Source organism: Methanotorris formicicus Mc-S-70 (assembly GCF_000243455.1).
GTDB classification, from domain to species: domain Archaea; phylum AGJL01; class Methanococci; order Methanococcales; family Methanococcaceae; genus Methanotorris; species Methanotorris formicicus.
In genome coordinates, this window is record NZ_AGJL01000004.1 from 1 (window position 1) to 23,133 (window position 23,133).

General features: G+C 33.8%; 25 protein-coding genes. 13 read left to right on the top strand and 12 right to left on the bottom strand.

Going from position 1 to position 23,133, the window contains the following annotated elements; genetic code table 11:
• The first annotated feature begins 393 nt into the window (after positions 1-393).
• Positions 394-1,800, top strand: a complete 1,407-nt coding sequence (locus METFODRAFT_RS01205; protein ID WP_007043695.1) for an FIST signal transduction protein — start codon at positions 394-396, stop codon at positions 1,798-1,800.
• 3 nt (positions 1,801-1,803) lie between these two features.
• Here METFODRAFT_RS01205 and METFODRAFT_RS01210 read toward each other — a convergent pair whose 3' ends face one another.
• The 3 genes from METFODRAFT_RS01210 to pssA are packed head-to-tail and all read right to left on the bottom strand — an operon-like array spanning position 1,804 to position 3,873.
• Positions 1,804-2,571 (bottom strand): proteasome assembly chaperone family protein, encoded by a 768-nt coding sequence (locus METFODRAFT_RS01210; protein WP_007043696.1) that lies wholly within the window; start codon positions 2,569-2,571, stop codon positions 1,804-1,806.
• Positions 2,572-2,612: 41 nt separating this feature from the next.
• Positions 2,613-3,260, bottom strand: a complete 648-nt coding sequence (locus tag METFODRAFT_RS01215) for a protein kinase (protein WP_007043697.1) — start codon at positions 3,258-3,260, stop codon at positions 2,613-2,615.
• 7 nt (positions 3,261-3,267) lie between these two features.
• Complete coding sequence (pssA, locus tag METFODRAFT_RS01220; RefSeq protein ID WP_007043698.1) at positions 3,268-3,873, bottom strand: CDP-diacylglycerol--serine O-phosphatidyltransferase; 606 nt, start codon at positions 3,871-3,873, stop codon at positions 3,268-3,270.
• Positions 3,874-4,126: 253 nt separating this feature from the next.
• On the opposite strand from pssA, the gene METFODRAFT_RS01225 reads away from it, so the two are divergent.
• The 12 genes from METFODRAFT_RS01225 to METFODRAFT_RS01280 all read left to right on the top strand — a co-directional run bounded on the left by METFODRAFT_RS01225 (position 4,127) and on the right by METFODRAFT_RS01280 (position 15,597).
• Positions 4,127-4,657, top strand: coding sequence for a DUF531 domain-containing protein (locus tag METFODRAFT_RS01225; protein ID WP_007043699.1), 531 nt, complete (start codon positions 4,127-4,129; stop codon positions 4,655-4,657).
• A gap of 182 nt (positions 4,658-4,839) precedes the next feature.
• The gene (ahaH, locus tag METFODRAFT_RS01230; protein WP_007043700.1) at positions 4,840-5,148 is read left to right on the top strand and encodes an ATP synthase archaeal subunit H; all 309 of its coding nucleotides are present in this window, start codon (positions 4,840-4,842) and stop codon (positions 5,146-5,148) included.
• A gap of 21 nt (positions 5,149-5,169) precedes the next feature.
• Positions 5,170-7,245: a V-type ATP synthase subunit I gene (locus METFODRAFT_RS01235; protein WP_007043701.1), complete on the top strand. Its 2,076-nt coding sequence runs from the start codon at positions 5,170-5,172 to the stop codon at positions 7,243-7,245.
• A gap of 56 nt (positions 7,246-7,301) precedes the next feature.
• The gene (locus METFODRAFT_RS01240) at positions 7,302-7,970 is read left to right on the top strand and encodes an ATP synthase subunit K (RefSeq protein WP_007043702.1); all 669 of its coding nucleotides are present in this window, start codon (positions 7,302-7,304) and stop codon (positions 7,968-7,970) included.
• Positions 7,971-8,057: 87 nt separating this feature from the next.
• On the top strand, positions 8,058-8,669 hold the full coding sequence (locus METFODRAFT_RS01245) for a V-type proton ATPase subunit E (RefSeq protein ID WP_007043703.1): 612 nt from the start codon (positions 8,058-8,060) through the stop codon (positions 8,667-8,669).
• Positions 8,670-8,740: 71 nt separating this feature from the next.
• Entirely contained in the window at positions 8,741-9,907 is a 1,167-nt protein-coding gene (locus METFODRAFT_RS01250) for a V-type ATP synthase subunit C (RefSeq protein WP_007043704.1), read from the top strand.
• Positions 9,908-9,950: 43 nt separating this feature from the next.
• The gene (locus METFODRAFT_RS01255; RefSeq protein ID WP_007043705.1) at positions 9,951-10,250 is read left to right on the top strand and encodes a V-type ATP synthase subunit F; all 300 of its coding nucleotides are present in this window, start codon (positions 9,951-9,953) and stop codon (positions 10,248-10,250) included.
• Positions 10,251-10,282: 32 nt separating this feature from the next.
• Complete coding sequence (locus tag METFODRAFT_RS01260) at positions 10,283-12,046, top strand: ATP synthase subunit A (RefSeq protein ID WP_007043706.1); 1,764 nt, start codon at positions 10,283-10,285, stop codon at positions 12,044-12,046.
• A 51-nt stretch (positions 12,047-12,097) separates the two neighbouring features.
• Positions 12,098-13,489 carry an ATP synthase subunit B gene (locus tag METFODRAFT_RS01265; RefSeq protein WP_007043707.1) on the top strand — a complete coding sequence of 464 codons (1,392 nt, stop codon included), beginning with the start codon at positions 12,098-12,100 and terminating at the stop codon, positions 13,487-13,489.
• An 80-nt stretch (positions 13,490-13,569) separates the two neighbouring features.
• The gene (locus METFODRAFT_RS01270) at positions 13,570-14,217 is read left to right on the top strand and encodes a V-type ATP synthase subunit D (protein ID WP_007043708.1); all 648 of its coding nucleotides are present in this window, start codon (positions 13,570-13,572) and stop codon (positions 14,215-14,217) included.
• A gap of 46 nt (positions 14,218-14,263) precedes the next feature.
• On the top strand, positions 14,264-14,638 hold the full coding sequence (locus tag METFODRAFT_RS01275; protein WP_007043709.1) for a DUF22 domain-containing protein: 375 nt from the start codon (positions 14,264-14,266) through the stop codon (positions 14,636-14,638).
• Between the two features lie 539 nt (positions 14,639-15,177).
• On the top strand, positions 15,178-15,597 hold the full coding sequence (locus METFODRAFT_RS01280) for an acylphosphatase (RefSeq protein WP_007043710.1): 420 nt from the start codon (positions 15,178-15,180) through the stop codon (positions 15,595-15,597).
• A 33-nt stretch (positions 15,598-15,630) separates the two neighbouring features.
• On the opposite strand, the gene trpE is transcribed toward METFODRAFT_RS01280, so the two are convergent.
• The 9 genes from trpE to METFODRAFT_RS01325 all read right to left on the bottom strand — a co-directional run bounded on the left by trpE (position 15,631) and on the right by METFODRAFT_RS01325 (position 23,123).
• Entirely contained in the window at positions 15,631-17,064 is a 1,434-nt protein-coding gene (gene trpE, locus METFODRAFT_RS01285; protein ID WP_007043711.1) for an anthranilate synthase component I, read from the bottom strand.
• Positions 17,065-17,073: 9 nt separating this feature from the next.
• A complete protein-coding gene (locus METFODRAFT_RS01290; protein ID WP_007043712.1) occupies positions 17,074-17,892 on the bottom strand; it encodes an ATP-grasp domain-containing protein in 819 nt (272 codons plus the stop codon).
• Positions 17,893-17,906: 14 nt separating this feature from the next.
• Positions 17,907-19,019 carry a DUF2117 family protein gene (locus METFODRAFT_RS01295; protein WP_007043713.1) on the bottom strand — a complete coding sequence of 371 codons (1,113 nt, stop codon included), beginning with the start codon at positions 19,017-19,019 and terminating at the stop codon, positions 17,907-17,909.
• 377 nt (positions 19,020-19,396) lie between these two features.
• Positions 19,397-19,702: a hypothetical protein gene (locus METFODRAFT_RS09850; protein ID WP_007043714.1), complete on the bottom strand. Its 306-nt coding sequence runs from the start codon at positions 19,700-19,702 to the stop codon at positions 19,397-19,399.
• A 193-nt stretch (positions 19,703-19,895) separates the two neighbouring features.
• Entirely contained in the window at positions 19,896-20,378 is a 483-nt protein-coding gene (locus tag METFODRAFT_RS01305) for a hypothetical protein (RefSeq protein WP_007043715.1), read from the bottom strand.
• A 187-nt stretch (positions 20,379-20,565) separates the two neighbouring features.
• A complete protein-coding gene (locus METFODRAFT_RS01310; protein ID WP_007043716.1) occupies positions 20,566-21,501 on the bottom strand; it encodes a radical SAM protein in 936 nt (311 codons plus the stop codon).
• Positions 21,502-21,604: 103 nt separating this feature from the next.
• Entirely contained in the window at positions 21,605-22,300 is a 696-nt protein-coding gene (locus METFODRAFT_RS01315) for a DUF166 domain-containing protein (RefSeq protein ID WP_048115243.1), read from the bottom strand.
• Positions 22,301-22,304: 4 nt separating this feature from the next.
• Positions 22,305-22,544, bottom strand: a complete 240-nt coding sequence (locus METFODRAFT_RS01320) for a PLDc N-terminal domain-containing protein (protein WP_007043718.1) — start codon at positions 22,542-22,544, stop codon at positions 22,305-22,307.
• Positions 22,545-22,556: 12 nt separating this feature from the next.
• A complete protein-coding gene (locus tag METFODRAFT_RS01325; protein ID WP_007043719.1) occupies positions 22,557-23,123 on the bottom strand; it encodes an OsmC family protein in 567 nt (188 codons plus the stop codon).
• Positions 23,124-23,133: the final 10 nt, after the last annotated feature.

Sequence of the window (23,133 nt, forward strand, 5' to 3'; positions counted from 1 at the left end):
TAATTTGTAAAGCCTTACCAACAAAACTGTTAAATTCGTTAAAGGATTTTATTATTGTGTGTTTTATCCCCTTCATGATTTCACCTCCATATTTTTTTGATATTAACTATTCGATATTACCAAATATTAAGTTTTCTATTAGTTAGTATGATGTTCGGAGATACTGTTATCTCGTTATTTTTATAAATATTATATTGTTGTAACTATGTTATTAATTTTTCTGTAGGTTAGTATGATGTCCAATTAATGTTAAAAATTCTGGGATAACTATAATAAACTTAATAGATATAAATGATAATGTTAATGTTATCATGTAGTTGTTATAATGACTAATCACTTAAGAATTTAAAAATACATATCTTTAAATATAAAAACACCGGGTTTGGTGTTAATGTGAAGTTCATTGAATTTAGTTACGGAATCTCAAATGACGAAAATCCTCTAAAGGCTGGGGCTTATGCTACATCCAATGCATTGAAATATTTAGATACATCTTTAGAAAATATAAACATAGTATTTCTATACTCTTCCCCAGATTACGACCCAGAAGAGGTTTTAAATGGTGTAAAACTTATTTTGGGAAATAAAATACCCATAATAGGGGGAAGTTCAAAATTTGGTATAGTGGATGGAAATTTAATTGAAGATGGGGTTGTTGTTGGTATTTTGGCATCAAAATACTTCCATGTAGGTCTTGGTGTAGCGTTGGGTGCATCTATAAATCCAAGGGAGTGTGGAAGAAAGGCAGTACATGATGCAATAAAGAATTTAGGAATGTTGCCAAGGATGGTTATGGTTTTTATGGACTACTGTAAGTTTGAAGAAGAAATAATAAATGGAATTGTTGATGTGTTAGGCTTTACAATCCCTATTTTTGGAGGGGTAACATCCGATAACTTTGAATTTAAAAAAACCTATCAATATTGCAATGACGTTTATATTGACAGTGTTGTATGTGTTGCCTTTGGGGGAGATATAGTACCAAAAATATCTGTTGGGAAGATAACTGATGAAAATTTGGATTCAAATAAAAAAATTACCATAACCGAAACCAACAAGAGGTATGTTTATGAGTTAAATGGAGTTAATGCTATAGAATACTACAAAAATATCACTAACTTCAGAGGTTCAAACCAAAATCTTGAAAACGATAAGAAATTTTACCTATCCAATGCCTTTGGAGTGACTGATTCAAATGGAGAGATTTACTTAAAAGGTCCTATATTTATAAAAAATGGTGTTTTGGTTTTTGGTTCAAATGTTATGGGGGGTAATGAACTAAGTTTATTCAGTATTAACGAAGAGAGTATTGAAAACTTTTTTGAGAAATCGGTAAAATTAATAAATAACGCCCCTCCAAATTATCCCCCTTCTGTAACATTTTGCTGCATATCTTCATATCTAACGGAAATATCAAAAGAATCTGTTGAGAAATGTTTGAAATCATGTCCTCTAAACCCAATCTTTGGATTTACCACATATGGAGAAGTGGTATTGAAAAACTACTACAACTATACAGTTTCAATGTGTTCTCTTGTCCCTGATTTAGCATCAATCAGTGCAAAAGAAGGAATCCACATGATTACAAAATATCCCGCAACAAAAGAAACCATTCTAAAAATCAATGAATTAGGTGGTTCTACAAAAATAGAAGAACTTGCAAAGGCCTTGGGAATACACAGAAGAACGGCATACGATAGAATAGAGCCACTACTTCAATATGGGTTCGTTGAAAAAGACCATGCACTTGTAAAAATAACAGATTTCGGTAAATTACTGCTAAAAATTATTAAAAAATAAATTTTATCCAATATACCTTAAATCTTCATCACTTGGTGGTTTTGGTTGTTGTTGCATCATAACCTCTTCTTCAAACTTCCTAATCTTTTCAAGGAATTTTTCCATGTCTTTTGCTCTCTCTTCTAACTCCTTCATATCAATCTCAAACCCAACTATCTTTGAGAATTTTTCTAAAACTGCTCTTGCTGATTTTGGATCAACCAAATATCCTGGAGTTTCCCCCATCAAACAAACCCCTTCAATACCATTCAATTTTGAGAATGTCAGCATTAGTCCAGCAGCACCAACAATTCCACCACCATCCTTTCTAAATTCAACACCATATTCCTTTAACTTATTGGCAAGTTCCTCTGATGTTGCTGCAGCGTAGACCTTTGGAACATCAGTTATTTTCCCAACGCCAAATCCTCCTAATGTGTATGTCATCTTAGCCCCATATTTAATTCCAACCTCAACAAGTTTTTCTGCAAGGTAGTATTGTCCTATTGGAGATAATGCCTGAGTATTTCCTAAAACAACAATCATTTGAACTGGCTCCCTTACTATGTAAAACTCATTGTTCATAAACTCAACAGTTCCATTCTCATTTACTAAAACTTGTGGTGGGAAATCATAGCAATACAACTCCAAAAACTTCTCCCCCTTAAATTCACGGACAATGTGCTCTGCTGCAATCCTTCCAACGTGCCCAATACCTGGAAGACCTTCTACAAGAATGGCATTTTCTAACGCTTCAACGTCTTTTATTTTTCTTTCTATAATCTTTATCATGGATAACCCTCCAATTTGTTTTATATTAAAATATTATACACTCATTTTTTAAGTTTCTTCTTATACATCTTTGCAAACCTTCTCAACATCATAACCTCTTCCTCAGAAACTTCCAAGATTTCCTTAATTTTTTTTGACGGGGGACTTTCTCCAAACAATAAAGATATTGCACTTGTAAGATTTTTTGGAATCCTTATATCCGCTTTATCAAAATCAATAATACATACCCTATTTTCTGAAATAAGGATGTGCTTTCCCCCTTGAATCTCTCCGTGATCTATGCCAATCGAATCCAACCTAATACACTGCCTAAAAATTTCTTCTATGATATTTAGTAGTTTCTCTTTATCATCTTTTGTTAGGTTTTCAACATAGTACTTCAATGCCATGCCATCAATAAACTCCGTTATTAAATAATCATTGCCATATTCATAAACTTTTGGTCCAATGCCTAATTTGTTAACGATTTCTAACATCTTCCCTTCATGGAGCGTGCTATTTTTTGGAGTGTCTTTCCTTGGTATTTTTATTGCTACATCTTTTCCTTTAAAGTTACCTCTTAAAACAACCCCTCTATGTCCCTTACCAACAACCTCTTTAAAAATTATTCCTTCCTCTATAAGTTTTTTAAGGATTTCATCATTTAAAATGTTTTTTATAATTTCATTATACCCTTTAATTTTAAGCATGGTTTCCCTATTTCGCTTTAATTGTTTTAAAAATCCCATACAATACATAACCAACCCCACACAACAACACAGGATATACAAAGCCCCACATTGCCAATACTAAGGATATAAAGAATATTCCAATCAATACCTTATGTGGATATTTTGGATAACCTATATCGCTAATCATCAACAATCCAACAACTATTGCAATAATTGAAATTAAAGTCCCACTATCCAAAACCTCGCAAAATGATGCCAAAACCAAAGATCCTGCAGGGATAGGTAAGCCAACAAAATGCTTGACATTCAATATTCCAAACCTCGCCAACCTCAAAGCCCCACATAGAGCAAAAATCAACGCAGAGATTAAGGCAAAGTTACTTTCAAAATTATAATAAAGTAAATATGCAGGGGCAACACCAAAACTTACAACATCGCAAATACTATCTAACTCAGCCCCAAAATCAGAGACAGTATTTGTTTTCCTTGCAACAAAACCATCTAATGCATCAAATATGATTGATAGGTAGATAAACCTAAAATCATGCAACAATATCGCTAAAAGTCCAAATATGATATTTGCCATTGTAACATAATCAGAGATTGTTATTATTTTTCTTATGCTGAACATATTCCCACTTTACTTTCTTTCTAATCTTCTCTTAATTGCTATGAATAAACTACCTAATAAATATTCTAAGATTTTTTGAAATAAAAATATAACTTATATTGTTGCTTTTGCAGAAATCAATAAATTTATTATATTCATAATGCCAGGGTTTTTTATCGCTTTTTATATTATTTTTTATACTGTTATATTTAAGTTTTTTAATTTGCTGTAATTCCATATTTTTAAATAGTTTCTAGGTTTTAGGGGTGATTTTATGCAAAAGAAAAATTTAAAACGAATGACTTTGATATTGTACAATTCCTATGACAAAAATAGATGGCATGAGGCACATAAAAGGGCAATTGCAAGGGCAGCTCCTATCTGTTATGCATTTGATTGCAATCTTGCCATTATGGAATTTCCTTGTAAAAAGGAAGATATATTATCAATAGAGACGACAATTGGAAACTCCGGGGAATATTTGCGTAAATTGGTTGAGAAAAATAGATTTTTGATTATTGATAAGTATTTACCCCAATTAGGAATACCGATAATAGCAACATCAAAACCAGACAAAAAGAAGGCAATAACACCAATGGATGTTGTTGATTTGCTAACAAAAAAGCCATGCGGTATTTTGGTTGGACTTGGAAGGCATGGATTGCCAAAAGATATTGTGAAGATGGGGGAGTATCACTTAGACATTACTGGAAAAGGTGTTTCCCTTGAAACCTGCACTGCAATAGCTTCTATTCCAGCAGTAATCTCAACTTATATAAACACCACATTTGGCTATCAACAATAATAATGGATGATATTAGTATAGCTATAAGTTATTTTATAATTTGCTTACTGTTAAATTAATTTTGAGTATTTTCCAAGTTCCAAATTAGTAAATGATAAATAATGACAAATAGTCGCAAATAATAAAGTTTATATATGAATTGAATTTGAATAATCTATCAATTTTCAAAAGGAGGTATCCATGTGATTGCCGTAGATGCTATCAAACAAATAAAGCAGGTAGAAGAAAACGCAATAAAAGAGATAGAGAATGCTAAAAAGAGAGCAGAAGAGATAAAGTTAGAAGCGATAGAAAAAGGTAAGGAGTTAATTAAAAAGGCAGAAGAAGAAGCTCAAGCAAAAGTTGAAGAACTCATCAAAAATGCAGAAGAAGAGGCTAAAAAAGAAGCAGAAGAAATCATCTCAAAAGCTAAGGCAGATGTTAAAGATATAGTTTCAGTTGCAAAGGTTAAGGTATTGTCTCTCAAATTAGAGGAAGTTATTGAATTTTAATTAATGTTTTCATAGTTCAAAATGTTGAAGGTGGTTTTAGTGAGACCCGCAAGAATGAACAAAATAAGAGCGGTGATTTTGGATGAAAAGATGGATAGTGTTATAAGGAATCTTCATGAAAGTGGATTAGTTGAACTCTATGACATGAGTGCAAAACTTGAAAGTCCAGAGTGGAGGGCATTTTTATCTCCAGCAACATCAGCAGAGTACACAAGGCAAATAGCAACATTGATGATAAAGGTAGGAAGAATTCTTGATTTATTCAAAAACGTAAAAGAAGAAGGAAAAAGCAGCATTAAAGAACTATTGAACCCACAACCACCAAAAAAGAAGAGAATGTCATTTTCATCAGCAGAGGAAGCAATCTCCTATGCAGAAAAAGTTTTGAGTGATGTTGATAAGGAAGTTAGCGAACCATCAGCAAAATTGACAAAATTAGAAAACAGAAAGACTGAATTGAACTTGTTGAAAGAGCAGATAAAATACTTGCAGGATTTTGACATTGATTTGAGACATCTTGGTGTTGGTGAATTTGTATATATCGTATCTGGATTAACCTCAAAAGAGAAGTTGAATGAATTAGAAAAATCCTTAGATGATGTTACAGATGGATACTGTGAAATTGTTAAAGGTAATGTTGTTGTAGGTGAAGAAGGGGAAAAAGTCCCAGTAATTATTGCAGTGTTGAAAGAGTATATGGACAGTGTTGGAGCAGAGTTGAGAAAACTTGGATTTGAAAGGTTTGATATAAGTAATGTTGAAGGAACACCAAAAGAACTCCTCTCAAACATTGAAAAAGAACTCAGCAACATTACGAGTGAAATAGAAAATACCACCAGTCAACTGAGAAAACTTGCTGAGAAGTGGGAAGAAGAATTGCTTGCAGTTTATGAGGTCTTGGAGATTGAGAAAGAAAGAGGAGATGCATTCTCCTTATGTGGAAGAACAGAGAGAACCTATGTTCTTGAGGCATGGGTTCCTCAAAAGTATGCTGGGAAGGCGAAGGAAATTATTGAAAATGCAGCAGATGGATATGCAGTTGTTGAAATTGCAGAACCGGATGAACCAGAAGAGAAGATACCTGTTTTATTAGACAATCCAAAAGCAATAAAGCCATTTGAGATGCTCACAGAAATGTTTGCTCCACCAAAATACAACGAAGTTGACCCAACATTGTTGATTGTTCCAGGATTCTTAATGTTTTATGGTATAATGCTTACAGATGCTGTTTATGGTTTCTTGCTGACATTAACTGGTTTGTTCTTATGGAAGAAGATGGGTAAAGTTAGCGAAGGAGCTTACAATTTAGGTTACATATTAACTTTAGCAGGTATTGCAACAGTTATTGCTGGTTTAGTGACTGGAGGTTACTTGGGGGACTTCTTGTACCAGTTCCTTGGATTTGATATATATAAGGCAGGTGTGGCATTGGTAAACCCATTGGGAGAGAGTGCATACATAAGTGAGGCAAATCCATTATTCAATATGGGTAATATATCAGTCAACAACGGTCCAATGGCAATATTGATATTCTCCATAGTTGTTGGTATATTGCACTTGTTCATCGGATTGCTTGTTGGGTTCCTTGAAAACATCAAAAGAGGAAACCAAAAAGATGCAATATTGAACCAAGGAATTTGGTTGTTCTTGATATTGGCTATTGTGGTTGGAGTTGCAATAGGTAATTTAACCATCATTGGAGTGGCTTTTGTATTGGTAATGTTGGTATGTATGATAAAGGGCTTTATGAACGGAGGAATAATGGACGCGCTCCTTGGAGCAATGGATATAACAGGATTCTTAGGAAATGTCCTCTCTTACGCAAGGCTTTTGGCTTTGTGTCTTGCTACTGGTGGTTTGGCAATGGCAGTCAACATTATGTCAAAACTCCTTCAAGATAGCGTTCCAGTGGTTGGTATAGTATTGGCAATATTGATGCTATTATTGGGACATACATTCAACTTTGTGATGAATGGTTTAGGTTCCTTCATCCACTCACTGAGATTGCACTACGTAGAGTTCTTTGGTCAATTCTATGAAGGTGGAGGTAAAAAGTTTAGCCCATTCAAGGCAAAGAGGGAATTCACCACTCCATAATCAACCTTTAAATATCTAAAATACTTCTTAATCATTAAAAAATTGAGGTGATAAGAATGGTATTCGAGAACCCATTAATCTTAGGAGCAATTGGAGCAGGTTTAGCAGTTGGTATTGCTGGTTTAGGTTCTGGTATTGGTGCAGGTATAACTGGAGCAAGCGGTGCTGGTGTTGTTGCAGAAGATCCAAACAAATTCGGTACCGCTATAGTTTTCCAAGCACTTCCACAGACACAAGGTTTGTACGGATTCTTAGTTGCAATCTTAATTCTCTTCGTTTTCACCGGTGCTCCTGCATGGGCAATGCTTGCAGCAGGTATTGGTACAGGATTAGCAGGACTATCTGCAATTGGTCAGGGAATTGCATCAGCAGCAGGTTTGGGAGCAGTTGCTGAAGATGAGGGTATATTTGGTAAAGCAATGGTCTTCTCAGTTCTTCCAGAGACACAGGCAATTTACGGTTTGTTAGTTGCTATCTTGTTGTTGGTTGGAGTCTTCAGTGGTCCTGGAGTACAAGAAATTGCTGCACTTGGTGCTGGTTTAGCAGTTGGTTTCGCAGGTCTCTCTGGTATTGGTCAGGGGATTACCGCTGCTGGGGCTATTGGTGCAACAGCAAGAGACCCAGATGCTATGGGTAAAGGTCTTGTTTTAGCAGTTATGCCAGAGACATTCGCAATCTTTGGTTTGTTGATCGCAATCTTAATCATGCTTGGAATAATATTCTAAATTAATTCTTAAATGGAGTGGAAGGGATATCTACAAATATTCAAACAAATTCTTTAAATTTTCAATTAAACATTTTTAGGTGAAAGGATGGGTGTAGAAAAAATCACATCCAAAATCATGGATGATGCAAAAAAGAAGGCAGATGAAATAATTAAAAAAGCAGAGGAAGAAGCAAGCGTTATTTTAAAGAATGCAGAGGAAGAGGCTGAGAAAAGGAAAAATACAATATTGAAGAAAGGGGAGAAGGACGCAGAGATGACAAAAAACAGAATAATCGCAGAGGCTAAATTAACAGCAAAGAGAATGATTTTAGAAGAGAAGGAGAAAATCATAGAAATGGCAATAGAAAAATTAAGAGAAGATTTAGCAAAACTTCCAGAAAAACCTGAATACAAAGGAATATTGGAGAAAATGATTAAAAATGGAGCTGTTTCCCTTGGTGGAGGAGAGTTAATTGTTCAATTAAATGAGAGAGATATGGGTTTAGTTGAGGATGAAGTACTTTGGAAATTGGAAAAAGAAATAGAGGAAGCCGCAGGAAAAGTTACCATATTGAAGAAGGGAGAACCTGTAAAGATTATTGGTGGATGCATAATAAGTACAGCAGATGGGTTAAAGATTTTAAACAACAGTTTGGAGGCTGTATTTGAAAGAGATATGGAAAATATAAGGGCAAAAATCACGGATATATTATTCTAAGGTGGTATAATGCATAGAAAAGCATTTACATGCAGCCACAAGGCTGCCTTTGGAGTTGAGGGGTGGTTCCAATGGATATAACGGCGATAGCCCAATTTATGAATATGCCCTTTGATACATTTATGATACTGTTAATATTGGCGAGTATTGTTGTATTTTTGGTTATAATTATATACATATTGAAGTACGTCATTGATTTAGCCCCATTTGCATACACCAATGCGAGAATTAGAAGTATGGAAGCAAGGTTGTTAAGTAAAGATAAGTTGGATGAGTTAATTGAAGCAGGAGGAATAAATGAGTTGATTGGGTTCTTAGATGACACTGAATACGGCCCTTATATTAGTGAGGTAATGAATGAATTACATGACCCAATTGCAATCGAAAAGGCATTAAACATGCATCTTGCAGATGTATATCAAACATTATTGACAATTTCCCCGGATGAGGCTAAGAAAACATTAAACTTATTGGCAAAAAAATTTGATATAAAGAACATAAAAACATTATTAAGAGCAAAATACGTTGGTTTGGATGAAGAAGAAACATTTAAATTACTCATACCTTTAGGAACCATCCCAGTTAATAAGTTGAGGGAGTTGAGTGAAACAAAAAGTGTGGATGAAGTGGTAAGTGGTTTAGAGGGTACTGAATACGCTCCTGTTTTAAACGAGGCTTTAGCAAAATTTGAGCAAACAAATAACTTGTTACCACTTGAATTGGCATTGGACAAATACTTACTTGAAAAATTGTGGAAGACTGTTGGTATTGAAGGTAAAGAAAAAGACCTTTTCAAAGAATTCATTGGAAGAATGGTTGATATTGAAAGTATAAAGGTAATATTAAGAGGAAAAGTTGACAAATTGCCATCAGATGTTCTCTCAGATTACCTTGTAAACATTGGATATGAACTCGCTCCTTGGAAGTTGAAGGAATTGGCAGATGCTGATAGCATTGAGGCAGTTGTAAGTTCATTGGAAGGAACTGCATACGCTCAAATATTGGCAGATGCAATGGAAGAATATGAGAAAACAAAATCTGTCTATGCATTTGAAAAAGCTCTTGACAAATATCTTGTTGAATTGGGTAAAAAATTATCATTAAGAAAACCATTTGGAGTAGGGCCAATCATTGGATTCATTACTGCAAAAGAGTTGGAGATTAGAAACTTGAAGATAATCATAAAAGGGAAGATTGAGAATTTCTCATCAAATCAAATTAGAACCCTAATTGCCTAATTTCCTAAAAATTTTTAAGGAAAAAACTACAAAAGTGATGAAAATGAAAATTGGTGTTGTTGGAGATAGAGATACTGCCATTGGATTTAGATTGGCAGGTTTAGTTGATGTTTATGAAGTTAATAATAAAGAAGAAGCCGAAAAGGCAATAAAAGAATTATCCGAAAGGGAAGATATTGGATTAATAATAACAACTGAAAGAATTGGGGAAGAAATAAGGGATGTTATTGATTCAATAGATAAAGTTGTTGTGGAAATTCCAGATAAGAACGGTCCAATTGTTAGGGAGCACGACCCAATAAGAATCCTTGTAAGAAAAGCAGTTGGTGTAGAGATGAAATAAAAAAATAAAAATTGTTTGACTGAGGTGAAAATATGGTCGTTGGAAAGATTATTAAAATTGCAGGGCCTGTCGTCGTTGCTGAAGGTATGAAAGGAGCACAGATGTATGAGGTCGTTAAAGTAGGAGAAGAAAAATTAACTGGAGAGATTATCCAGTTGCAAGGAGATAAGGCAGTTATTCAGGTTTATGAGGAAACAGCAGGTATAAAACCGGGAGAACCAGTTGAAGGTACTGGAGCACCATTATCAGTTGAACTTGGACCAGGAATGATGAAGGCAATGTATGATGGTATTCAAAGACCATTAACAGCAATTGAAGATAAAACAGGCTCAATTTTCATTCCAAGAGGGGTTGATGTTCCAGCATTGCCAAGGGACATAAAATGGGACTTTACACCAACTGTAAAAGTTGGGGACTATGTTGAAGAGGGAGATATCATTGGAACTGTCCCAGAAACCCCATCAATTGTCCACAAAATAATGGTTCCAATTGGAATAAAAGGAAAAATAAAAGAAATAAAAGAAGGTAAATTCACCGTTGAAGAAACTGTTGCTATTGTTGAGACAGAGGATGGAGAAGAGAAGGAATTAACATTGATGCAAAAATGGCCAGTAAGAAAACCAAGACCATACAAAGAAAAACTTCCACCAGTTATTCCATTAATAACAGGGCAGAGAGTTGAAGATACATTCTTCGGTTTGGCAAAAGGAGGTACAGCAGCAATTCCAGGTCCATTCGGTTCTGGTAAGACTGTTACACAACATCAATTGGCAAAATGGGCTGATGCTGACGTTGTAGTTTACATTGGATGCGGGGAGAGAGGAAACGAGATGACAGAGGTTATTGAAGAGTTCCCACACTTAGAAGATATCAAAACAGGAAACAAATTGATGGATAGGACAGTTTTAATCGCAAACACATCAAACATGCCTGTTGCTGCAAGGGAAGCATCCGTCTATACAGGAATTACAATTGCAGAATATTTCAGAGATATGGGATATGGGGTTTTATTAACAGCGGATTCAACATCAAGATGGGCAGAGGCAATGAGGGAAATCTCTGGTAGGTTAGAGGAGATGCCAGGGGAAGAAGGTTATCCAGCATACCTTGCATCAAGATTGGCTCAGTTCTATGAGAGGGCAGGAAGAGTTGTAACATTAGGGCAAGATGATAGACAAGGATTCGTTTGTATTGTAGGGGCAGTTTCACCACCAGGTGGGGACTTCTCAGAACCAGTTACATCAAACACATTGAGGATTGTTAAGGTATTCTGGGCATTAGATGCAAACTTGGCAAGGAGAAGACACTTCCCAGCAATCAACTGGTTGCAAAGTTACTCATTGTATGTTGGTGACATTGCAGGTTGGTGGAAGGAGAACACTGGTGAAGATTGGAAGAAGTTGAGAGACGAGGCAATGAACCTCTTGCAGAAAGAGGCAGAGTTGCAAGAGATCGTCCAATTGGTTGGGCCTGATGCATTGCCAGATAGGGAAAGGGTTATCTTAGAAGTTGCAAGAATGCTTAGAGAGGACTTCTTGCAACAAGATGCGTTCCATGAAGTAGATACATACTGTCCACCAATGAAACAATACTTGATGTTAAAAACCATCATGACATTCTATAACAAAGCATTGGATGCAGTTGCAAAAGGTGTCAACCCAGCAGATATAATGAAAGTTTCAGTTAAGGGAGATATTGCAAGAATGAAATACATCCCACATGAAGAGTTTGTAAATACAAAGGCAAAAGAAATTATGGACAAGATTGAGGCAGAAATGAATGCATTAATTAAATAAATTAAATAACTAATTTAAATTCCTTTTTAAAAATCATAAAGGAGGGTTACCATGGCAGTTGCAAAAACAGTTGAATACACATCAATCTCAAGAATTGCAGGGCCATTGTTGGTTGTTGAAGGAGTTGAAGGTGCATCTTATGGAGAAATTGTTGAGGTCGTTTGTCCCGATGGAGAGAAGAGAACAGGGCAGGTTTTAGAGGCAAGAGATAATCTTGCAGTTGTTCAGGTATTCGAGGGAACAACAGGATTGAGTACAAACCAAACAAAAGTAAGATTTACAGGAGAAACAGCAAAAATTGGAGTATCAATGGAAATGCTCGGTAGAATATTCAACGGTGCTGGTAAGCCTATCGATGGCGGTCCAGAAATTATTCCAGAGAAGAAATTGGATATCAACGGTTACCCATTAAACCCAGTTTCAAGAAAATTCCCAAGTGACTTCATTCAAACTGGTATATCAACAATTGATGGTATGAACACACTCGTTAGGGGACAAAAATTACCTATCTTCTCTGGTTCAGGTTTGCCACACAACCAACTTGCTGCTCAAATTGCAAGACAGGCAAAAGTTAGAGGAGAAGGAGAACAGTTCGCAGTTGTCTTTGCTGCAATGGGTATTACAAACGAGGAAGCAAACTACTTTATGGAAGAGTTTAGAAAAACAGGAGCATTGGAAAAAGCAGTTGTTTTCATCAACCTTGCAGATGATCCAGCAATTGAAAGAATCTTAACACCAAGGATTGCTTTGACTGTTGCAGAGTACTTGGCTTATGAAAAGGATATGCACGTTCTCGTTATCTTAACAGATATGACCAACTACTGTGAAGCATTGAGGGAGATCGCAGCAGCAAGAAACGAGGTTCCTGGAAGAAGAGGTTACCCAGGTTACATGTATACTGACTTGGCAACCTTATACGAAAGAGCAGGAAGAGTTAGGGGAAGAAATGGAACAATTACCCAAATCCCAATCTTAACAATGCCTCACGACGATATAACCCACCCAATTCCAGACTTGACTGGTTATATCACTGAGGGGCAGATCGTTCTTTCAAGAGAGTTGCACAGAAAAGGTATCTACCCACCTGTTGATGTCTTGCCGTCATTATCAAGATTGATGGGTAGCGGTATTGGGGAAGGAAAAACAAGAGATGATCACTCAAAGGTTATTAACCAGGTTTACGCTGCATATGCAGAAGGTAGAAGTTTGAGAGATTTAGTTGCTGTCGTTGGGGAAGAGGCATTAACTGACAGGGATAGGGCATACTTAAGATTTGCTGATGAGTTTGAGAAGAAATTCGTCATGCAAGGAAGGGATGAAGATAGAGCAATTGAAGAAACACTTGACTTAGCATGGGAGTTATTGGCTATCTTACCAGAGGAAGAGTTGAAGAGAGTTCCAGATGAGTTAATTAAGAAGTACCATCCAAAATACAGAAAATAAATCTATAATTAATTTTCTTTTATTTAAAAATCTTTATGTTTGTTTTTGTTGAGAATAAGTTAGTTTTTTGAGGGATTGTTATGCAACAGGTAAACCCAACAAGGATGGAATTGTTGAAATTAAAAAATAAGATTAAACTTGCTCAGAAAGGGCACAAGTTGTTAAAGCAAAAGAGAGATGCTCTTATTATGGAGTTTTTTGACATCATTGAGCAGGCATCAGGGATTAGGGAGAAGGTAAACAAATGTCTTGAAGAGGCATATAAGGATTTGATAATGGCTCAGGCAGTTATGGGGATTTTGTCAGTTAAAGAGGCATCTTATGCAGCAAAAAATGATAAGATTGATTTAGATGTAGATACAAGAAACATAATGGGTGTTACAGTTCCAGTATTTGAGATTGAAAACGTTAGGAGAAATATCTCAGAAAGAGGATACAGCATCTACAATACATACTCAAAGTTGGATGAGGCAGCAAAGGCATTTGAAGAGGCACTGGAGTTAATTGTTGAACTTGCTGAAATAGAAACTTCAATAAAATTACTTGCAGAGGAGATAATTACAACAAAAAGAAGGGTAAATGCTCTTGAATATGTTATCATTCCAAGATTGGAAGAAACCAAAAAATACATATCCATGAGATTGGATGAGATGGAGAGGGAGAACTTCTTCAGATTGAAACTTATTAAGTCAAGGATTGAAAGAAGAGAAGCAGGGGAAGAGGTATAACTTTGCTTAATTTTTATTTGTTTTATGAAAAATTTAGGTGGTAATTATGTTTAGAATCCTTGGAAGAGTAGGGAAAATAGAGCATGAGATAGAATCTAAAAAATACCTCTATGACTTCAAATTTAAAGAAGGGGGCAAAATCATCCCCATAGTTGCTGATGAAGATGTTGAATTTAAGCAAGGGGATGCAAAATCAATAAAAATAAAGGAGATAAAGATACCTCCAAAGCATCTAATTTTGTTATGTCCTTATGCAAGACATAGGGTAGGTCATATTATTGCAATAGGTGAGGAATTCCCAGTACCGGTTGAGATGGAGAGATCTGCAGATAGGGCAATGTTCATTGCAGGGATTGATGGAAAAGTTAGTAAGGATGATTTAATAGGAATGGCATTGTTAATCCCTATTGAAGTCATGTAAATATTTTGATATATTCATTCTTTTATGTGGGTAACACTTAATTGGGGCTATTGGATTTATTTTTGGCATTACTTGGATGATAAATCTATTTTTTTAGAAAGATTTTTATATTTTTAAATATTAATATTTGATGTATTAATAAAGAATGTGTGGGGTTTATAGATGTTCTCACATAATGGTTATTGGAGGAATTATTTTTACAGTAATTATGGATATCTTATGTGTTTATCGTTAGTGCAGTAAAAACTGGGGTTGAAAGGGCTTGAAGAGACCCAACTACAAAAACCAGCACTAGAAATTTTAGGAAATTTATGGAATGAAAGATTGTGAGGATTTATGAGAAGTATAAAAATATTATTGATAAATTTAAGTTGATAAGAGAGGTTTATATCAATTTATATGAATCGGTAAATTTAGATAATATATAGGTGCCTATGATTTAAATAAAACAAAAATCCTCAACAATCTACAATAAAGATTTTTTAAATCTCAAAAGATTAATAAGTTAAGATGGATAAATTATTTTAATGGTGAGAATTATGCCTACAACTTATGAATTAAAGATTTATGGAAAAGTTCAGCATGTTGGTTTTAGAGAGAGGATTGAAAACTTGGGGCATGCTTTAGGTATTGACGGGGTTGTATATAATTATAAAGATGGAACCGTTAGGATTTTAGCAAACTTTACAAGCGAAAGAAAAAAGCAATTGTTTATAGAATTCATAAAAGAGTTGGAAAATGAAGATAAGTTAATCAATATTGAGAAGATTGAAGAAAAGAAATTGGATACCTACATTGAATTCCCAGAAGGAATTAATAGGATTTCATCAGATGATTTAATCGAGTTAAATAAAAAGTTAGATGAAGGGGTTAAATATATTAAATTAATTTTTGGAGAGATGGAAAAAATGAATGCAAAATTAGACAAAATCATAGAATTATTGGAGAAAAAACTTTAATCATCTCTGAAATATCCACACTATTTATTAGCATTATTTTTTTATGGATTTTATTGTACTTACCATAGCCATACCTTTTTTCTCGGTTTCTTCCCATTCCTTCTCTGGAACACTATCTGCCACAACTCCTGCTCCAACCTGTATATAGCCCCTATCATTTACAACTTCAATAGTTCTTATTGTTATTGCTAAATCCATAACATCATCCCATCCAAAATAACCAATTCCTCCACCATAAGATCCTCTGTATGTTTTTTCCAATTCCTCAATTATCTCCATTGCCCTAACTTTTGGAGCACCACTTAACGTTCCTGCTGGGAATGTTGCCTTAACCGCCAAGAAGGAATCATAGTTATCCTTCAACTCCCCAACAACATTGCTTACAATATGCTGAACATGGGAGTATTTTTCAATAACCATAAATTCATCAACTTCAACTGTTCCAAACTTTGAAACCTTTCCGACATCATTTCTTGCCAAATCAACAAGCATAACATGTTCTGCCCTTTCTTTTTCATCATTTAAGAGAATTTCTTCAAGTTTTTTATCTTCTTCCTCCGTCTTTCCCCTTCCAATTGTTCCAGCAATAGGTCTTGAAATTATATATCTCTTCCCATCCTTGATATCTGTTTTAACCAAAATTTCAGGAGAAGAACCAATCAACTTCCTCTCTCCAAAATCCAAATAATACATGTATGGGGATGGGTTAATCTCCCTTAATTTCTTGTAAATTTCAAACAAATCATATCCTTTCAAATCAACCTCCATCCTTCTTGATAAGACCACTTGGAATATGTCTCCAGCATAGATGTATTCCTTTGCCTTTCTAACAGCCTCTTCAAATTCTTCTTTTTCAAAGTTGGATTTTATTTTTATATCGGTGTTTTCATCTTCATTTTTAGAGTGGATTGAAGAGTTACAAAATCCTTCATTTTTTGCCTTATTTAAGATATCTTCAAGTTTTTCTATGCCTTCTTTGCTATCTGATACCAAGTTTATTGTTTTTTCTTTTAAATCATAGGAAATAAAATCTTTAACAATAAAAAATTCTGCATCTGGGAAGTTTAAGTCGTTTATAGGTCTTGGTTGGATTTTATCCAAATCTATCCAATATCTTATTATATCATAAGATAGATACCCAACAAGCCCTCCTTTGAACCTTAAATAGGATGGGATTTCCTCAATATGTTTTAAGTGCTTTAAATACTCATTCCTCACTTCCCTCAAAGCATCCAATGGGCAGTTGTATTTTCCTTCTAAATGCTTTATTTTTTCCCCAAATTCGGTGAACGCCTCAATTTTTAATTTCCCATCTTTAAACTCTATTTTACCTTCTGCCTTTCCCAATATTGAATATCTCGCTATTTTTGGAACACCCTCTGCAGACTCTAACAAAAATGTATTTTCTCCAATAATACTCCTATAAGTTTCCAATGGTGAAACTTCCATCCTTATTTTTTTAATCATAATTTCCCTCTATTTTTTCATCTTATCAATACAAAAATCAACGATTGCATTAGGCACATCAACAAATTTCATCATCCCTCTAAATTGAGGTGTTATGTTCATTTCTAATATGTAAGATTTATCTCTACAAACCAAAACATCAACACCAACAATATCAGCCCCTACTTTTTCAACACATCTTAAAATTAACTCTTCCATCTCATTATTCAAATTAAACTCCCTAACATCTGCCCCAAGAGAAAAGTTTGCCCTCCAATCATTTTTTGGTATCCTTTCCATAGTCCCAATAATCTCATCACCAACAACAAATGCCCTGACATCACTCTCATATTTTACAAATTCCTGGATAAAGATTTCCCTGTTGTGGAATCTAAGGAGTTCGATAATATTTTTTAACTCATAAATATTACTTACTTTTACAATACCATTCCCATAACCACCGTATATTGGTTTGATAACTATTGGGAAATTTATACTATTTTTTTCCATAGCATTTAAAATCTTCTCTAAGTTATTTGTGTAAGTTAGAAATGATTTTGGCATGTATTTTTTTAGTTTTAGATAGGTTAGATATTTATTTTGGCATGTATAAACTGTTTCCGAGTTATTTATAACATTTAGTCCTTCACTTTCAAAATACTTCAATGCATATATGCCCTCAAATAAATAACTCCTCTCAACCCTTGATAATATTAGATCATAATGGTAATCATCACCATTAATAACCTCTTTACTATCAACAAAATCTATCTTTAAATTTCTCTTTTTAAATGTATCTAAAATCAATTCATTTTCATAGGTTCTTTTATGTGCAAGAACTCCGATCATATCTCTCATCTTTTCTATTTTATCTCTTTATATTTAACCTCATGTTCATGTAAAATTTCTTTAACAACTTCCAAACATTCACTAAAAGATATTCTCCCTGTCCTTCTATCTTCAAACACCTTCATTAACAACTCTCCAACATCATCATCCCTCATATTCTCAATTAAAAATATAACAGAACCCTCTGCAATAATAGGATTTTTTAAAATCTCATCCCTATCCCCATCAGTAATTCCTATTATCCTAATTCCAAACCTCGCTAAGATATCCCCGCAGATTGTTGTTGTATCGTCCCCAATAGTTATTACAACTGAAACATCCTTATTCCCAATCTTCTCCAACACATCCTCCCCTGCATGGTTTATAAAAACAACCTCTCCCTTATTTAAAATCTCATTATTTGATGGATAAGAATCTTCAAGATTAAATGCAGATGGGTGTCTTCTCAATAGCCCAGTTTTTATAACCGCCTTTTCCAAATCAATTCTGCCTAATTTTTCAACCCCATGCTCTTTTATCTCCCCATTTATAATATCAACTATTTTCCCATCCTCTACTACAATAACAACTTCTTTATCCTTTGCCCTTCCAACAACAATCCCATTTACCATTATTGCCTCTCCCTCATCAACACCATGAACCCTTCTAAATACCCTGTTTCCTTCCCTCCAAACACTCAACCCATCACTTATACAGTTCTCAACCTTTAAATTTAATGCATTTAATAAAAAATCAACTATTTTTTTAACTTCCTCGCTATTGTTGTTATTCCAAACAATTATCGTTCCATCTTTCTCCCCTGGTCTCTCTATTTGGATTATTGCCTTACTTATGTTAGCCCTCTCAACAACAATCCTTCCAAATGTATGCCCAGTTTCTTTTGACTTTCCATAATTCATCAAAACCAAAACGTCATTATCCGCCAATTTTTTTAGGGATTGGGAAGGCATAAGTTTTTCTGAAATATCAATAACATCCTGCAAATTGTTGTCAATAACTGCAACCCTTCCCATAGTTCCTCCGAGTTTTGCCTTGACATCTCCAAAATTCTTTAACAAATCTATTATTTTCTTTGCATATCCACTATCAACTATTTCCGGCCCATGAACAACAACACCAATCCTCATAATCTCCCTTTAAAAAATTTTTAATTATTTCCAAACAAACCCCATTTCCAAAATGGAAAACATTAACTTTAAAATCTCCTTCCCCAATAACATCTTCATAATCAAAAAGTTATCAAAATCAAATCTCTACAATTTAACTTTTTCCCAATTTTAACCAGTTTTTAACTTCTCTATCATAATTATCAAAGTTTAAATCATCTGACAGTGTGATTACGATAATCCGTTATTTATCAGTTCTTTACTACACTCTCTAACGACTTTATAAAATGATATTCCATTTTTGTAGCCCAAGTATTCGATGCAATTAAATAACATTCCCATTAACCTAACAAATCCTATATTACTCTTTTCTGATGATAAGTAATTCCCTTCAACTTCTAAAATCGACTTATCTCCTCTATGCTTTCGCCTGTGATAACAGGCGAGTTACGAAAAACCGTAGGTTTTTCGTTTGACTCTTCTATCTTACATCTTTTTAAATACTCGTTTATAATATTCTCAGCCTTCTTTTTATAGTTTGTCGAGACCAAATATTTAACTTTCCTCTGCCCTTCCATTAACACTCCAACGATTTTAACTTTCCCAACATTTGGAATATTAACTACTTTCTTGGACAATTTAAACTTTATCCCTTTAATAGTCCTTAATTTAATCTTATCTTCGCTAAAATCCTTCTCAAACAACTCTTCTATTTTAACCTTCTTACCGAAAAATTCAATTATATGGTTTTTCCTAACTCTTCCAATGTAATCGACCTTTAATTCTTTACATCTCTTTAAAACTTTCTTTATCGTTACAAAGCCGTCTCCAATAATCGTCCTCTTAATAATATCGGAAGTTAAATCAATAATTTCGATAAATATATCTGTGGCTTTTTTATTTAGCGGTTTTATTGTAGTATAAATGGAATATATCCCTTTCGTTTACAAAGTAAGCGAGTAGTGAAATATAAAGTATTTCACATAATTTTTCGTGGTAGATACAGGTGTTTATTTGCTCTTGATATGGTTTTTTATGATTTTCTACGTAATTGTATCGAATAGAGCATCCATAAACGTTCTTACTGAATCTCCTCAATAAGGTTGAATCGATTATTATTGAGAATTTAAATTTACGATTGTCCAAAATGTTGGGAAGATTTAATAGTTGAGTATAAAGGCAATTCTCGATTTCTGAGAGCTCTTGAAGTTTCTTGATTATGGTTGTTCGATGAATTCCTAAAATCTCTTCAGATATTGCTTTAATCGTCTTTATCTCGGTTAAAGTTCTAACCAAACAATAATCAGCTAAATCATCCAAATTGGCTATGCCTAAAGTATTTAAACTATTAACGAGTAATTCTTTAAGTGTGGGTAGCATGGTTTAATCACCGTTTTTTAATTGGGTATTTAAATCGATACTATTTTATTTTTTTGGTTTTAAAATCGATAATGAGAAATCACACTATCAGTAATGCATATTCGGAGATACTGACCATTTACTGTTCCGCTATAAGTAAATAAATATTTTTGAAAACCACAATTTTTTATTATCAAAATAAGGATAATCATTTAATTCTAATAAAATAATATTTTTTCCCATCAATTTCAGTGCATTCCAAATTTTCACTATTTTTTAATGCATATAGGTATTTCCCAACCTCTGAAATATGTAATCCTAAGGCATTTGATAAATCTTCAACAGTGCATGGTCTTATTTTTAATATTGAGGAGATTCTTTCAAGGACATTGGAGTTTAATGATTCTTTATACTTCTTTTTACTTGTTCCTATCATACATGCTTTTTCTCCAAGTATTTCTTTAATTTCTTTTAATCTTTCATAACTCACTTTTTTTGCATATTTCTCGTATGGCGGTCTTATTGGTGTGTTTATTTCAATGTTGTTTGGGTTTATTTTATCAATTATTTCTTTGAGTTTGTATATGGTTTCATTATCGTCATTTATTCCTTCCAATACCATCAATTCGATATTTAAAATGGTTTCTTCTGCCTCTTTTCTAAATTTAATCAATCCTTCAACAACATCTTTAAGTTTTATTTTTGTTCTATGGATTTTTTCAAACATCTCTTGGTTTGTTGATGTTAATGTTGCAGAAACCAAATCTACCTCTTTTAAAGCATTCCTAACATGTTTGTAGTTCATCAATGATGAGTTGGTTATAACGCAAATTGGAATATCAAATTCCTTCAATCTCTCAATTGCATCTTTTAAATAAGGGGAGAGTGTTGGTTCTCCACTTCCAGCAAAGGTAATGTAATCGATATTTTTGTTATCAACTATCTTTTTAACCTCATTGTAAATATCTTCATCTGTCGGGAATTTTTCCAATATTTCCTTTGGAATCTCTTTTGGAGAACTGACTAAATACCTTGTTCTTCCAAGTTGGCAGTAGATGCAATCAAAGGTGCATGTGTGGTAAATAGGGTCTATACCTAATGATAAACCTAATCTTCTTGATGGAACGGGACCATAAACAAACATTTTCTCACTTTTTGCAGTATTATTTTTCGTTATTCCTCTTTCTCAACAAATCCAATTGATTCGTTAATTATACATTTATTTACTTCACTTATGATTAGTTCTTTTATTTTTTCCTTAAATATTTTATCTCCATTAAGCCATTTTCTATTGCCTCTTTATGCAAAGTTAATGCCTTTATTTTTTTGCATTCTTCATCAGAAAAAAGATGAATCTTCCCTGCAACGCATGGGTATCTTTGTATAAGCATTGATCCTTTTCTTCCAATATCATCCACATCCATTCCAACCATATTCTCTGCCATAAAGATTGTTGAACCACAAATAGACGTTCTTAAAACCTCAACATCCCTAACTTTACCGCCCTCAACATAAACTTTGACCTTTGGCTTTCCAAATTCTTTCAAAAACTCTTTTAGTTTTGGATATTTTTCTATATTTAAGTTATCCTCATCAATTTCACACATAATATGTGGGCATATTGCATCGAACTTCTGTAATTCCTTTTTTTGCCCATTTCCTCTCCATGCAGCAACAATTATGGCAATGTTGGGGTTTTCCTCTCTACATCTTCTGCAAACTTCATAAGTATTGTCTGGATGTGTTGTGTAGGTTATGAGAATATCCGCCTCCTTAAATTTCTCTACTATTTCTTTTGGTAACTCAATTTCATCTACAAAAAAATTGGATGGTTTTGGAATTCTAAAAAATCCTGTAAATTCATTGATTTTTGCATGTTCCTTTAAGATATTTCCTGCTCTTTCACCATAGGCACCATCTGAAACAATCATTATTTTTGCCACTTTTTCACCTTTTTGAGAGGAAATAATAAATTATTGCCCCAACAATCCCCAAAAACCAAACAACTAAAAGCCATAGAATTTTTTCAAGAGTTTCTAAATCATCTCTTTTAAGTATATCCAACACAACCCATATAAAGACGATTATTTTTATTACCCACCACATAAATCCAAAAACCATAAAATTAAAAAATGGAAATTCCATAATTCCAAAATTTCCCATGGGATGCATTGTAGAAAACCACATTATTTCACCATTTTATTCAAAAATTACATTCTTTTCAATCTCACAATTTAAGGAGTTGCTAATTAAACATTTTTTAAAACCTTCTAAAACCAATTCTTTTAATTCTTCTTTATCTATATCCTCATCAACTTTTACATGGATATTTATGCTTATCTTCTTTATCTTTCCTTCTTCAAATGATTTCTCAGCCTTTCCATCAACTTTTATCTTTGCATCAATGTTGTTATCTTTTAAAGTGTTACCAACACCTATACAGATACATCCACAAAGTCCAGCCAAAAACAAATCCATTGGGGATATCTTTTCCTTTACAGAACCTTTTCCCCCTCTTGAATGGATTTTCAAACCTTTAACACTTAACATTACCTCAAACATATCTAAATATTCAGCAAAAACTTCTTTATTCTCATCCTTACTTACAATTATATTTAATACCTTTGCAATAAATTCTTCTCTTTCATTTTCAGGGATTTTCATTAAGAATTTATCCAAACATTTTGGCATCATTTTAGGCATCATTTTTGGTGCCATTTCCTCGCATGTTTCAGAAATGTTTTGCATATCCATATTTAAGTTCATGTTATCACCT

Coding starts and splice junctions, on each gene's coding strand:
- METFODRAFT_RS01290 (WP_007043712.1), bottom strand. CDS start 17,892: ATGATCGGAGTTCTTGCACATAAAAGAACCTATGAAAATGAATTGATT.
- METFODRAFT_RS01310 (WP_007043716.1), bottom strand. CDS start 21,501: ATGTTTGTTTATGGTCCCGTTCCATCAAGAAGATTAGGTTTATCATTA.
- METFODRAFT_RS01255 (WP_007043705.1), top strand. CDS start 9,951: ATGAAAATTGGTGTTGTTGGAGATAGAGATACTGCCATTGGATTTAGA.
- METFODRAFT_RS01295 (WP_007043713.1), bottom strand. CDS start 19,019: ATGAGGATTGGTGTTGTTGTTCATGGGCCGGAAATAGTTGATAGTGGA.
- METFODRAFT_RS01280 (WP_007043710.1), top strand. CDS start 15,178: ATGCCTACAACTTATGAATTAAAGATTTATGGAAAAGTTCAGCATGTT.
- METFODRAFT_RS01240 (WP_007043702.1), top strand. CDS start 7,302: ATGGTATTCGAGAACCCATTAATCTTAGGAGCAATTGGAGCAGGTTTA.
- METFODRAFT_RS01265 (WP_007043707.1), top strand. CDS start 12,098: ATGGCAGTTGCAAAAACAGTTGAATACACATCAATCTCAAGAATTGCA.
- METFODRAFT_RS01235 (WP_007043701.1), top strand. CDS start 5,170: ATGTTGAAGGTGGTTTTAGTGAGACCCGCAAGAATGAACAAAATAAGA.
- METFODRAFT_RS01210 (WP_007043696.1), bottom strand. CDS start 2,571: ATGATAAAGATTATAGAAAGAAAAATAAAAGACGTTGAAGCGTTAGAA.
- METFODRAFT_RS01270 (WP_007043708.1), top strand. CDS start 13,570: ATGCAACAGGTAAACCCAACAAGGATGGAATTGTTGAAATTAAAAAAT.
- METFODRAFT_RS01325 (WP_007043719.1), bottom strand. CDS start 23,123: ATGAACTTAAATATGGATATGCAAAACATTTCTGAAACATGCGAGGAA.
- METFODRAFT_RS01225 (WP_007043699.1), top strand. CDS start 4,127: ATGCAAAAGAAAAATTTAAAACGAATGACTTTGATATTGTACAATTCC.
- METFODRAFT_RS01275 (WP_007043709.1), top strand. CDS start 14,264: ATGTTTAGAATCCTTGGAAGAGTAGGGAAAATAGAGCATGAGATAGAA.
- METFODRAFT_RS01320 (WP_007043718.1), bottom strand. CDS start 22,544: ATGTGGTTTTCTACAATGCATCCCATGGGAAATTTTGGAATTATGGAA.
- trpE (WP_007043711.1), bottom strand. CDS start 17,064: ATGATTAAAAAAATAAGGATGGAAGTTTCACCATTGGAAACTTATAGG.
- METFODRAFT_RS01305 (WP_007043715.1), bottom strand. CDS start 20,378: ATGCTACCCACACTTAAAGAATTACTCGTTAATAGTTTAAATACTTTA.
- pssA (WP_007043698.1), bottom strand. CDS start 3,873: ATGTTCAGCATAAGAAAAATAATAACAATCTCTGATTATGTTACAATG.
- METFODRAFT_RS01250 (WP_007043704.1), top strand. CDS start 8,741: ATGGATATAACGGCGATAGCCCAATTTATGAATATGCCCTTTGATACA.
- METFODRAFT_RS01245 (WP_007043703.1), top strand. CDS start 8,058: ATGGGTGTAGAAAAAATCACATCCAAAATCATGGATGATGCAAAAAAG.
- METFODRAFT_RS01215 (WP_007043697.1), bottom strand. CDS start 3,260: ATGCTTAAAATTAAAGGGTATAATGAAATTATAAAAAACATTTTAAAT.
- METFODRAFT_RS01260 (WP_007043706.1), top strand. CDS start 10,283: ATGGTCGTTGGAAAGATTATTAAAATTGCAGGGCCTGTCGTCGTTGCT.